The sequence below is a fragment of the Fastidiosipila sanguinis genome, from assembly GCF_002998295.1.
Classification (GTDB): Bacteria; Bacillota; Clostridia; order Saccharofermentanales; family Fastidiosipilaceae; genus Fastidiosipila; species Fastidiosipila sanguinis.
This window is the reverse complement of the sequence record NZ_CP027226.1, coordinates 95,063-108,398: the sequence shown is the minus strand read 5'-3', so window position 1 is coordinate 108,398 and position 13,336 is coordinate 95,063. Positions and strand designations below refer to the sequence as shown.

10 protein-coding genes are annotated in these 13,336 nt (G+C 35.5%); 2 read left to right on the top strand and 8 right to left on the bottom strand.

Going from position 1 to position 13,336, the window contains the following annotated elements:
- Positions 1-3: 3 nt before the first annotated feature.
- From C5Q98_RS00360 to C5Q98_RS00350, 3 genes are all read right to left on the bottom strand, one after another.
- Positions 4-861, bottom strand: coding sequence for an ABC transporter ATP-binding protein (locus C5Q98_RS00360; RefSeq protein ID WP_106011761.1), 858 nt, complete (start codon positions 859-861; stop codon positions 4-6).
- A gap of 174 nt (positions 862-1,035) precedes the next feature.
- Positions 1,036-1,842, bottom strand: a complete 807-nt coding sequence (locus C5Q98_RS00355) for an ABC transporter permease subunit (protein ID WP_158695655.1) — start codon at positions 1,840-1,842, stop codon at positions 1,036-1,038.
- Entirely contained in the window at positions 1,832-2,863 is a 1,032-nt protein-coding gene (locus C5Q98_RS00350) for an ABC transporter ATP-binding protein (protein WP_106011759.1), read from the bottom strand. Before C5Q98_RS00350 ends, C5Q98_RS00355 begins: the two co-directional genes overlap by 11 nt.
- 400 nt (positions 2,864-3,263) lie before the next feature.
- Between C5Q98_RS00350 and trpB the strand changes: the two genes are divergently transcribed.
- A complete protein-coding gene (trpB, locus tag C5Q98_RS00345; RefSeq protein ID WP_106011758.1) occupies positions 3,264-4,445 on the top strand; it encodes a tryptophan synthase subunit beta in 1,182 nt (393 codons plus the stop codon).
- A 92-nt stretch (positions 4,446-4,537) separates the two neighbouring features.
- Here trpB and C5Q98_RS00340 read toward each other — a convergent pair whose 3' ends face one another.
- The 5 genes from C5Q98_RS00340 to C5Q98_RS00320 form a co-directional block, all read right to left on the bottom strand.
- The gene (locus tag C5Q98_RS00340) at positions 4,538-5,458 is read right to left on the bottom strand and encodes a carbohydrate ABC transporter permease (protein WP_106011757.1); all 921 of its coding nucleotides are present in this window, start codon (positions 5,456-5,458) and stop codon (positions 4,538-4,540) included.
- Positions 5,459-5,472: 14 nt separating this feature from the next.
- Complete coding sequence (locus tag C5Q98_RS00335) at positions 5,473-6,480, bottom strand: ABC transporter permease (RefSeq protein ID WP_242967383.1); 1,008 nt, start codon at positions 6,478-6,480, stop codon at positions 5,473-5,475.
- Between the two features lie 108 nt (positions 6,481-6,588).
- Positions 6,589-8,319: an extracellular solute-binding protein gene (locus C5Q98_RS00330; protein ID WP_106011756.1), complete on the bottom strand. Its 1,731-nt coding sequence runs from the start codon at positions 8,317-8,319 to the stop codon at positions 6,589-6,591.
- A gap of 144 nt (positions 8,320-8,463) precedes the next feature.
- On the bottom strand, positions 8,464-10,317 hold the full coding sequence (locus C5Q98_RS00325; protein ID WP_106011755.1) for a glycoside hydrolase family 2 protein: 1,854 nt from the start codon (positions 10,315-10,317) through the stop codon (positions 8,464-8,466).
- A 16-nt stretch (positions 10,318-10,333) separates the two neighbouring features.
- Positions 10,334-11,968: a glycoside hydrolase family 43 protein gene (locus tag C5Q98_RS00320; RefSeq protein WP_242967381.1), complete on the bottom strand. Its 1,635-nt coding sequence runs from the start codon at positions 11,966-11,968 to the stop codon at positions 10,334-10,336.
- A 355-nt stretch (positions 11,969-12,323) separates the two neighbouring features.
- Here C5Q98_RS00320 and C5Q98_RS00315 point away from each other — a divergent pair, with 355 nt between their 5' ends.
- Positions 12,324-13,289 (top strand): ArsR/SmtB family transcription factor, encoded by a 966-nt coding sequence (locus tag C5Q98_RS00315; protein ID WP_106011754.1) that lies wholly within the window; start codon positions 12,324-12,326, stop codon positions 13,287-13,289.
- Positions 13,290-13,336: the final 47 nt, after the last annotated feature.

Here is a 13,336-nt window from a genome sequence, read left to right as displayed (position 1 = left end):
TTCCTACTCCCCCTGTCCTTTCAGTTCAACTGGTTCGTTTTCTTTTGTTTGTTGTGTTACTTTCACTTCTTCAGTTGTTTTTGTATCTTCAACTGTTTCAGACCCCTTACTGTCTGCATTGGATCCATTCTCATCTTCATTTATTAGTTCGTATCTCTTCGAGCCTTGTTCAATGCCTATGATTTTCCCATCACTAATTCTAAAAATCCTATCCGCATATTGTGCTAGGTTGTCATCGTGTGTAACCATAATTAAAGTCTGATTCTGCTTCTTAACAATTTTTCGAATAAGCTCCATTGTGGACATGCTCGTCTTGGAATCTAGGTTTCCTGTCGGCTCATCGGCGAAAATAATTTCCGGCTTAACTGCTAAAGCTCTTGCAATGCCGACACGCTGTTGCTGACCACCAGAAAGCTCATTAGCCTTGTGATAACGGTGCTCATAAAGGCCCAAACTTTTGAGAATTCTTAAGGCTATTTTTTCACGCTTAGCTCGACTTTCTCCTCTAAAGGTTAGAGGCAAAGCCACATTCTCAATGCAATTCATTGTTTGAATTAGATTAAAAGATTGAAAAATAAAACCAACATTTTCACGTCTAAATTTAACGAGATCACTTTCGCTAAGACCCACAATGGCCTTATTTCCAATGATAATCTCGCCTTTGCTAGGCGGTTCTAAACCTGCCAACATATTAAGCAAAGTAGACTTACCTGAACCACTAGTTCCGACAATTGCGCAAAACTCACCACGTTCAACTTCAAAACTAACCCCAGCCAAAGCGTGAACATATTGCGTACCTACTTTATAAAGCTTATGTAGGTTTTTCACTTTAATAATTGTATTATCCGATTGGTCAAGCATCCCTCAAACACCCCTGTTAAAATCTAACTTGACCTTGTATGTAAAGACTAATAGTTAAAACTTAGCCTCCACATTTCAAGTTAAAGTAATTTTACATCACTGCAATGCAAAAATATATTATCCATTTGTAAAATTTTTACGATAGCCATAGTAAATATCAAGCTTTATCCTCGACTAGGAAACGAGGAATTTCTCTCTATTAATTCTCTTGGACACAAATATTAATAAAGCAATATCTATAAGTAAAATAACAGACGCCAAAATGATCTGGGCAACAACACCAAAATAAAAGACACCACTTACTTGTGAAATTACCAAGGCCAATATTGGAAAGGCTATTAAACTCGATATTGACTGAGCTGCTCTGACTGTTTTTACTTTAAAAGATATTAGTATAACCAACAAAATACTAAGTATAGTAACTGCAGGAACTAGTAAGACTGTCATCACTAACCAAGTAAGATTCAATCTAATCGCATAGCCGATGAAGTATCTACTAGCTACATTAACAAGTACTGCATAAATTAAAATACTTATAACTGTCACTAGTATAGAAGGCACGAAACTACCTAAGGCTTTTGCAGTAATAAGTTCAGTATTAGTAAGAGGAGTGTACATTAGCCCTTCAAGCGTTTTATTTTCTTTTTCACCTATGAAACTATATGACGCAATTACCGATGCTATCATAACTGGGATCATCAAGAATATAGGCGCTAATAATACGGTTAAAGCAAGTACAAGCATTTTAATTTCAGTATCAGCAACATTGGGCAAAACTTCATTTGGTAAAATACTTAAAAGCTTGTCCAAATCGCCACCATTATTAACCTCACCACTAAACTTGAAAATAATTATAATCACTAGTGGCATTAAGACTGACATTATTAATGGAAATAAGGTTATTGCGAGCATAGATTCTCTATCATTCATAACATCCATTACATCTTTTCTAGCTACCGCATAAATTCTTTTAAAGTTCATAAGACACCTCCTCTTCAGCTGAAACCTTTGTTTTACCATTTAGCTCAGCATCTTTTATTTTGGAGAAATAGAGATCATTCAGACTTTTCTCAATATGTTTAACTTCATAAATATCTACGTTAGCTTGAACAGCTTTTTTAACCAGAGCAGCTATAGCTGTCTCATCATCTAATTCCACTTTAACTTCGTTCTTGGACAAAACTTCAAAGTTATAAGCACTCAGAATAGACTCCATCATTGGATTTTCTGCAAATTTTATAATTACATCCTTGCGCGGAAACTCTTCCTTTATCAAATCAGCAACTGCTCCTTGAGCAATAATCTCTCCTGATTTTATAATCGCTACATCATCAATAAGTCGCTCCAGGCCAAAAAGCTGATGAGTACACAAGAATATACTCACTGCCTCTTCTCTTACTAAGTGAACTAGATAATCAATAATCTTGGCATTACTCTCTGGATCCAAACCAGAAGTTGGCTCATCTAGAATTAGAAACTTAGGCTTATTTAAAACTGCTCGAGCTAATAGAAGCTTTTGTTTCATACCTTTACTTAAAGAAGACACTTTTGATTTTGCCCTATCAGCAAGATCGAAGAAATCTAAGAGTTCATTTATTCTGTTCTCAAGATCTGTCTTTGGCATTTCATAAATTTGACCCCAAATATTCAAGTTCTCAAACACAGATAAACGCTCATAAAGACTGCCGTCATTTTGTACCCCAATTAAACTTCTAGCTTCATCAGCATATTCTTTTGTAAGCTCTTCTCCAAAAAGTCTGACTACACCAGAATCTGCTGTGTATAGGCCAGTCAACAAACGTACAGTACTTGTCTTACCTGCACCATTTGGCCCCAGCAAGGCAAAAGTTTTACCTTTTTTCACCTCTAGAGAAAGGTTTTTGATAATTGGCCTATCGCCTATAGTTTTGTTAACCATATAGGCGGAGGCTATAATTTCTTGCATGCTTATTTTTTCATTTATGATGTCGCTTGTGTTGTCGCTTGTGTTTTTGTCACTCATCTTTTATCTCCCTGAATTTTGCTAGCTATAAATAAACCTTTTCTTATTATAAATAACACTCTAATTCAGCTTTTTTATTCTATATACATTATATGGCACTAGTTTACAATTTTACAAGAATGGTAAAAAGAGCTTGACCTTTTAGTCTGTTGTATTAGAATTAATTTAATAGATTTTTTGAAAGGAGATCACACGATGTTCCCAACATTTTACATCTGGCAAAGCTGGCGTAGCATGTGAGATGACTTTAAACGGTTAGGCTCACTATTATTCATGGATAAATGAGGAGTCTATGCCGGGTGTGATCTTAGTATTACCGCATAGAAGATATGCGGTTTTTTTATACCTGATTTCTAGGCTCCAGTAGAATAAGACAGAAAATATTAAGGAGTTTAAGAAAATGGAAAACAAAAAAGGTTTTTATGGAAAATTTGGTGGAAGTTATGTTCCAGAAGCAATTCAAAAAGAATTAGATAGAATCGCAGAATATTATGACGAGCTAAAAGATGACAAAGACTTTAGAGCTGAACTAGATTACTACCTTAGAGATTATGTAGGTCGTAAATCTCCACTCTATTTTGCAGAAGGTTTAAGTAATAAAATAGGCGGAGCCAAGATCTACCTCAAACGTGAGGACTTGAACCACCTCGGTGCACACAAAATTAATAACGCTATTGGCCAAGTTTTGTTGGCCAAGAAAATGGGCAAGACTAGATTAATAGCTGAAACAGGAGCAGGACAACATGGTGTGGCCACTGCAGCAGTTGCAGCAAAATTTGGAATGGATTGCACCGTCTACATGGGCAAAAAAGATGTAGAACGTCAAAAACTAAACGTCTTCCGTATGGAATTAATGGGTACAAAAGTCGTAGCTGTAGAAGAAGGTAGTCAAACCTTAAAAGAAGCAGTTGATTGCGCTTTCGAAGATCTTGCGGCAAATCTTGACAGCACTTTCTACTTAATCGGATCCGCTGTTGGTCCACACCCTTACCCTGCAATGGTCAAAGATTTCCAATCTGTAATTAGCAAAGAAATGAAAGAGCAAATCTTAGAAAAAGAAGGCCGCTTACCAGATGCTGTAGTTGCCTGTGTCGGTGGTGGATCTAATGCAATTGGAGCATTTGCAAATTTTATTAATGACGAGTCTGTTCAATTATATGGTGCTGAAGGCGGAGGTAAAGGTCCTGAAACTCTAGAAACTTCTGCAACCTTATCTGTTGGAAAAGTCATGATAGAACACGGTATGAACACCTATGTAATCGCAGATGACGAAGGCAACTTACGCCCTACCTACTCTATCTCTGCTGGACTTGACTATGTAGCTGTCGGTCCTGAACATGCTTATCTGAAGGACATTAAACGAGCCCAATATTTAGCTATCACTGATGATGAAGCATTAGAAGCTTTCCAGATTCTTTGTGCTACAGAAGGTATAATTCCTGCACTCGAGTCATCACATGCTTTAGCCTTAGCAATTAAATTAGCACCAACTATGTCTAAAGATCAGATAATTATAGTTAATCTATCCGGTCGTGGTGATAAAGACGTCGCCCAAGTTTTAGATATTTTGAATGGTAAATAAAAAGATAGTAAAAACCAAAACCCCTTCGCTAAAATTTTTAGCTAAGGGGTCTTAATTATAATTTTAAAATCAATTTTTCAGGATTTTTGTCACTATCCTTTAATAGAACCTACAAAAACACCCTTCATAAAGTATTTTTGCAAGAATGGATATACCATTACAATTGGTACAGTTGCTACCACGATAGTACTATATTTAACTAGCTCTCTATAAGCAGTTGTACCTATGGTTGTTGAAACATTAGTGTTTAAAGCACCACCAGCGGTACCACCTGAAGCCTCATTTAAAACCAAAATCTCTCTCAAGAATAATTGCAATGGGAACTTATCTCTATCTTTCAGTAAGATCATTGGGTTGAACCAGCTATTCCAGTTTCCGACCAAGTAGTACATGAAAATAACCGCTACTATAGCTTTTGATAATGGTACATATATCATGGCTAAGATATACAACTGACTTGCACCGTCAACTTCTGCAGCTTCTTCCAACTCTCTAGGAATTCTCTGGAAACCAGTTCTCATCAGAATAATATTCCAAGTGTTAATAGCTGTAGGTATAACCATAGATGCTAAGTTGTTTGTCATGCCTAAATCTTGTACAACTAAGAACCAAGGGATCAAACCACCACCAAAGAACATGGTTATAGTAATAAAGATTGTGAAAAATCTCTTTAATCCTAATTTCTTCCTAGACAATGTAAAGGCAGCCATTATTGTCATTAGCATATTTATTAATGTTCCTAAAGATACGTAGATTAAAGTATTTTTGTAACCTGTTAAAATTCTACTATCTCTAAAAACAATCTTATAACCTTCTGTTGTAAACCCTAAAGGTTTAAATAAGATACCATTATGCCTCATCAGTCTTACCGGATCACTAACAGAGGCAAACACAACGTGCAAAATTGGATACAAGGTTATAAAGGTTAGCAATAGTAAGAGGAAATATATGATACCGCTAAATATCATATCTCCAGTTGTCATCTTTTTTCTTTTTCTTCTAAGTGCTTTCATCTTTACCTCCTCTTTTACCAAATACTTATATCAGAATATTTTCTAGCCAAAATATTTGTTAGCCACAGTAATGCAAAGTTGATAACAGAACTAAATAATCCGACCGCTGTGGAGAAACTTAGATTCTTGTCTCTCAAACCAACTCTATATGCATAAGAAGCAATAACGTCAGCTTTGTCCATATTCATATTGTTGTAGAGCAAGATTACCTTCTCATAACTTGAACCCATTAATCCACCAATAGCGAAAATCAATAGGATAATTATTGTTGGAGAAATTTGAGGGATTGTTATGTAAACCATTTTCTGGAATCTATTCGCACCGTCTAGCTCAGCTGACTCATATAATTCCATATCTATGGCTGACATGGCGGCAAGGTAAATAATACTGTCCCATCCGACATTCTGCCAAACCCCAGATAATGTATATATAGGCCTGAAATAATCTGAAACCATTAATAATGATTTGTTCTCTGGATGATTTGTGAATAAAGCTACTAGTTTAGTAAGTGGTCCATTAGGCGCACAGAAAATGTGGATCATACCACAAATAACAACTAGTGAGATAAAGTGAGGTAAATAGGTAATTGTTTGTACACTCTTTTTGATATGTTTGTTTTTAACTTCATTTAGCATCAAAGCCAAAATAATTGGTGCAGGGAAACCAATAACTAAAGCCCAAACATTCAACATAATTGTGTTTCTAATAATTCTTCCTGCGTAGACTCCGCCAAAGAAGTCTCTAAAATGTTGGAAACCTACTGTTTTACTCTTCCAAAAACCTAATAATGGTTTATAGTCTTTGAAGGCAATTAGTATTCCCCACATTGGCAAGTAACAGAATACTACATACCATACTATGACTGGCACAAATATTAAGTATGCAAACCAGTTTTTTCTCCAATCTTTATCGATTCTTTTGCTCAAAGAAGTCATTGAACTTCCACTTCTGGCTTTGCTAGGTGATGTGGATTTTTTTCTTATTTTATTTTGTTTTTGATTAATATATTTTTTGTCTGCCACTTCTGTTACCTCTATTAATATAGTTAGAAAACCGATACTAGGTAAAGCTAGTGAAAGCCTAGTATCAGTTTTTCATCTAACCATTTATTTAAAATTTATTTGAATAATCTATCTTTCGTAGAATCTGTCTACACCAGCTTGAATGATTTGTTGCCATTCTTCGACACCAATAGTTTTCGCTTTTTCTACGAACTCATCAAATGCCTCTAATGGAAGTTCACCCATAATAATCTTGGCGTAGTATTCATTTCTCAAGGATGCTAATTGAGTACCAAGTTGTACTTCTCTTCTATTCTCTTCTTGAGTCAAGGAAATCGGAGGAACTGCTGGACTTGCATCTTCTGTTTCTGTCCACATTTCTCTAATTTTTCCTGAGTAAGATTCTTTATTAGCAATTAGAGGGTTTGAGTTATGCTCATCTCTGATATTTGGACCACTGTGAATTCTATACTTCCAAATTAATTGTGACAGAGGGTGGTTATCAGGATCGTGGAACATAACACTTTCGTCGTGGTAGTAAGGCATTCCTGATTCATCAATCAAGTGAGTCTTACCATATTCACCGTAGTTGAATAATTCCCAACCCTTCTTGCTGTAACCGAAGTCTAACCATCTCATTGCTAGCTCAACATCTTCAGCTTGAGTTGTAATTGCTGCTGGGTTACCTGTCCATGACCAGTTCTTATAGGTTGTTGTTGGGGTATCACCCTTCTTGAGTACTGGGTTTGGAGCACCAACGAATTCTATACCGTTATCATTTCTCCAGACACCCCACATAGTATCAGGTGAGTCTAGAATAACAGCAGCTTTATCTGATGAAGCGTGAGCCATACGTTGGTTATAGTCTGCACTTGTCCAGTCTGGGTTGAAGAATCCACGCTCTTGCCATCTTCTCATCAATGCTAGATATTCTTTGGCATTTTCTTGGATTGGTCCCCAGTGTGCTTGTTTGTTTTCATCAATGAATCTCCAGTCATATACACCGTATGCACCGTTAAATGCATCTGTGAAAATTTGACCGTAAGTTGAACCGTAGTTCAATGGTTCGCTATAACCTACTTCTTGACATTTTTCTAAGAATGTTTCCCATTCTTCAATAGTTTCTGGAACTGGTAAACCTGTCTTATCTAGAGCTTCTTGTTTGATCAAGAGTCCGAACCAAATCCACTCATTATATGGTGATAAACCAGCAAAGGATAAAACTTTACCTGAGTCAGTAACTGTAGTTCTTCTTCTGTTCTCATTTGAATTTCTAAATTCATGGTAATTAGGTGCCCATTCTTCAATTTTATCTGTTAAGTCAATGTATGCACCATCTTCAAATCCAGCTTCAATACCACCAGGATATCTATCTGCTTGTACAACTATATCTGGCAAACTGTCACCTGATGAAGTCATAATTGTAAATGCGTCATCTTCTGTACCAGCAGCTGGTGATATAAAGTTAACATTGATTCCAGTTAGTTCTTGAGCTTTCTTGTATGGGAAAAGTTCATTCAAATCACCATCAATTGAAGCCAAGAAACCATCTATAGGCATCCAAATATCTAAAGTCTTATCACTTTGTGATGGATATGCTTCATAGTGTGAAGGAATCTTCTCATCAAATGGATCTGCTAAATAAGTATCATCTAAAGTATTTAGAACTCTATTTAATACTGCTTCATCTTTACCATCTGCTCCACGTACTTCAGCACTAGTATCAACTTCTGCTGTAGTTCCAGCTGGAGTTTTGTCTTCTGTTGGCTTATCTTCCGGAGTTTTTCCGGTATTGCTACATGCTGCTAATGTACTAATCATCATTGCTGTTGCCATTAGCAAACTTAGTTTTTTCTTCATACATCCTCCTCTCTTAGGACCAAGCAATCTCAGATCAAATAAGATTGCTAACTTCTCTCTTCTAGCTTTTAAATTTTCTTTTTGTTTATTTCTTTATTCTTGAAATCTTAATCTGCAATTTTCAACTAAGATTTGTAACTGCGATTAATTGTCCATAACAATTCTTGGACGCCATTTATCCATAATCTTCTTAATCTTCTCAGGATCTACTTTTGGCTTTCTGTCGTATGTTAGTAAACCGTTGGTCTCTTGCTCTACGTCTGTCAATTGGGTGTAGCATAAACCACTAACAACAGGTGACTCTAGGATGCTGCCAATAACGTGTTCAAATTGTCTCAAGAATGCATCTTCGTCATTTGCTTGTGTATAACCCCATGAAGCACTTTCATCATTTTGGTAAGCTATACCACCGACTTCAGTAAGCATGATTGGTTGACCTTTGTACTCGAATCCATCTGCAAATATTGGTAAATCAGCTGCGTAAGTAGATAGTAATAAGTCTTTCTCTTTAGTAAATCTCTTAAAGAATTCAACTTTATCTTGCTCATCTTCTCTATCAGGATTTCCGTGTGAGTAACAGTGAATTGCACAGATATCTGTTTCTGTTAATACCCAACCGTCGTTGTTTACAACTGGTCTAGTTTGGTCAATTGATTTGATTAAGTGATATACAGATAAGGTATGAGCTTGTTGATATTTATTATCTCTGATGTTAGGTACTCCCCAGCTCTCATTAAATGGTACCCATGCTATGATTGAAGGATGATTGTAGTCTCTAACTACTGCTTCCATCCACTCTCTCTCATAATTCAATGCACCTTGATCTGTATATACACTACTAGAGGCCATTTCTCCTGTTACTAGGAAACCAATTTTATCTGCCCAATATAAGAATCTTGGATCTTCAATTTTTTGGTGTTTACGAGCACCATTAAATCCAAATGCCTTAGTGAAATTAATATCGTCAATAAATGCTTGATCGCTTGGAGCAGTCATCAAACTCTCTGGCCAATAACCTTGATCTAGAATGAGTTTAGGGTAGTAAGGTCTGTTGTTTAAGTACAATTGACCATTATCGATACTTACTTTTCTCATTCCAAAGTAGCTATCAATCTTATCAACTTCAACATCGTTCTTAAATAGTTTTATCTCTAAATCGAATAGTTTTGGATTTTCTGGTGACCAGCATCTTCTGAAACCATGAGATAATCCGTTGAAAGATTTTAGACCGAAGACATCAATAACTTGTTTGTTATTTGAGAATTCAGTAATTAATACTCTTTGATCTGCAATTAATTCACCCTCAAAGCTAATCTTGATATTATATGAAAGTTTATCTTGGAATCTTCTTTCAGGAACTTTTGTAGTTGTACCTGCTACGTCAAGATCAATTTCAATTACACCTTTATCAATATCTGGAGTAAGCTTAAGCCTATCAACGTGATACTCAGAAACTGGTTCTAGCCAAACTGTCTGCCAAATTCCTGTTGTTCTTGTATACCAAATACCATGAGACTCATCTGTCCAAGTTTGTTTACCTCTTGGAATACTTTCATCGTATGATGGGTCATAGCAATAAACAGCAACTTCTTGCTCCTCGCCATTCTTCCAATCACCGACCAAAGCGTCTGTAATATTTACTGATATAGGAACGTTTCCACCTACGTGCTCAGTAAGCATATTTCCATTAATAAATACTTTAGTAATGTAGTCTGCTGCACCTATATGTAGAACAACTTCCTCATCCCAATCACTTGGTACTGTGAACTTTCTCTTGTACCAAACATGTTCGTGGCGTGATGGATCTCCTATGCCACTCATTTTACTTTCTGGAGCAAATGGTACTTCAATCTTCATATCTAGCTCGAAGCCTGGTTTTTGCCAGTTTTCTTTCAAGCCGACAAAATCATCATCAAATGAAAATTGCCATTGACCATTTAGATTCATCCACTTTTCTCTTTGAATTTGAGGACGTGGATATTCATTTCTTACGCTCATAACATTACACCTTTCCTTAATTTAATTTTTCACTTATGTAAATTTCAGATAATGAAATTGGAGAGCTCGCATCTTTTGGCTCAATAATTAATACAATTTCATTACTTGTAATAGGATCAAACTTACCTGCCAAAGTATGATTCCTTGGATTTGTACCTTCAAGTTCTCCTAGGTTTGATACCTTGTCATTAATTTTTAGACTTATATTGGCAATGTTATTGTCCTTTTGTGAAGAGCTAACCAAGCAAATAGCAGCCAAGTTATGTTCTTCTTGAAGAGTAATTTTTATTTCTATATTTCCATCAGCCTCTGTCTGAATATTTACATCGTTAACTTTTTGATCTGGATGAATTGACAGAATTCCATCAAATAGTTTGGCTAATTCTAGACTGCTTGCATCATCACCGCTAGCTTCTGATAAAGCTGTGGCTGCTTCTGACAATTGAATATCACTAATCTCTGAACCTAGCAGTACTCTTTGCTTATCATTCGCTGGTGCTGGTAAATATGATTCAGTTGGACCATTAACAACAAATTTGCCATCTTCTGTGTATAAAGCTCTATCAATTGCTAATTGTCTATTTCCTGAAGGTTTTTGAGGAACTGTATGTGTGTGATAAGCAGTAAATAACTCAGTGCCATCAGGGGAGTTGAAATAACTATGGTGTCCAGATCCAGATATTCCTTCCAATTGCTTTGTAGCTAGAATTGGATTCTCTTGAGCTTTCTCATAAGGACCTAGAGGGTTTGCTGATTTCGCATAACCTACAGAATAAGCTGGAGATTCAAACATGTTTGCTGAGTAAGCTAGATAATATTCATTATTATGTTTTTGTACAATTGGACCTTCGTTCCACGCCCAGTCTCCTTGAGGATTTTCCCATCTACTATCTGGTCGTGTTAAAAGAACTGGTTCACTCTTAATTGATAATAAGTCTTCATTTAACTCAACACCATAAACTTCACTAACATGCTGTCCATTTATGACATTCTCAGAACAATCTTTTGCATAATAAAGATATGCTCTACCATCATCATCTACGAAAACTGAAGCATCAATGATTGCATAACCGAAATCAAATACTGGCTTTTCTGGACTAACATCCTCATATGGACCTGCAGCAGAATCAGATTTTGCAACAGAGATTAACAATCTTCCAGATTTATCTCTCGCGGTGTAGAACATGTAATATGCATCATTGTAAAATACTACTTCTGGTGCCCAGTATGAATCAGTGGACCAAGTATTCTCAGGTCTTTGGTAGACCCAATGCTTACTTCCCCAATTTACAAGATCTTCACTATCCCAACCATAGAATCCAATACTTGCTGAGGTAGCAATAACTGTATATACACCAGTCTTATGGTCACGAATTATAAACGGATCACCAATTCCATTAATACGTGATGGATTACTATAAAAGAAAGTCTCATCATCTTTAGAAATATCTTTTGCTAATACAAAATTTAATTCATTGTTTGCTTCCATACTGACTTCACCTTCGCTCTCAATACTATTATTCTTACCATCTAAGTTTTCATTTTCTTTAATGGTACTTTCGTTACTGGATTTACCATTACAAGAGACTAAAAACATAATCAGAACGATGAAAATAAGCTTTATAGATACATTTTTTATCTTTCTATTCATTTTTTGTACCTCATTCTTCTTGGGGTAGGCTTTGGATTAAACAAAGCATCAAAAAATTTGTACTAATACTTTATGTAATAATTTTAAGCCTTTAAAAATTCTTATTAAATTGACAAAACGACAAGATACAGAATTATTTTTAGTACAATCACACAAAAATAGCGTTTTATTTTAATTTAGCTACAAATAATTTGTAACTAAACAAACGAAATAATTAAATATCCTGCAATATAATTTAATTTACACATGTATTTATTGAAAATTAGGCATAAATATATTGAGTTATGGATGTGTTTCTAGTATGGTAAAAAATCAAAGACAAAACCATATATTGTCCACTTAGAAAGGATAACTTATGAAAAAAAGAATATATCTAAATTTAAATAATATTGATAAAACCTATCAGGTTAGCAGAGCTTTAGCCTCTGAAGCTAGATTAGAAATTTTAAAAATACTTTTAGATAAATCTTGTAATCTTTCTGAGTTATCCGAAAAATTAGGCTTACCTCTTTCCACTATTGCTAATCACGTTCATATATTAGAAAAGGCAGACTTAATCTCTTGCACGGAACAACCTGGAGCAAGAGGCTCTCAGAAAATATGTGGTGTAATATTCCAAGGAATTTATATAGATAGCCAAATTTATTACAAACCTCAAGATGTGACCCAATATATAATCCCAATGTCTATAGGTAATTATTTTGACTGTGATATTACTAGTCCTTCAGGCATATGTTCTGAAACTGGATATATAGGTATTGAAGATGACACTTCAGCCTTTTTTGACAATCAAAGAAATCAAGCTCAAATTCTCTGGTTTCAATCCGGATCCATTGAATATAGATTCCCCATGAAACAATATCAAAACCAAGAAATAACCAGCTTAAATATATCTTTGGAGTTATGTTCAGAAGCTCCTGGGTATAACAACAATTGGCCTTCAGACATTGAAGTTTACCTAGATAATAAATATTGTGGAACTATCCATTCCGAAGGTGACTTTGGCGGATCTAGAGGGATACTCAATCCAGAATGGTGGTCAAATGGCAGGACTCAACACGGAATTTTGCACAATATTTCTCTAGATAATAGTAAAGCATATATTAATTCTTCACCTGCGGAAAATTTGAACCTTGGCGATTTAGACCTCAGCAAGGATTATTTGAGCTTCAAACTTGTAGTCCGTGGAGACAAAAAAACTGCTGCCGGTGAGAAAAAGACCGCTGGAGGAATTAACCTCTTTGGTGAAAAATTTGGCAATCACCCACAAGCATTAAAACTTGAAATTTCTACTAAAAGAGTTGAGGCTAGTGTTATATAAATTATAGATTTTTTAGGTTTTACCTTCAGCAATAAAAAAGCAGTTCT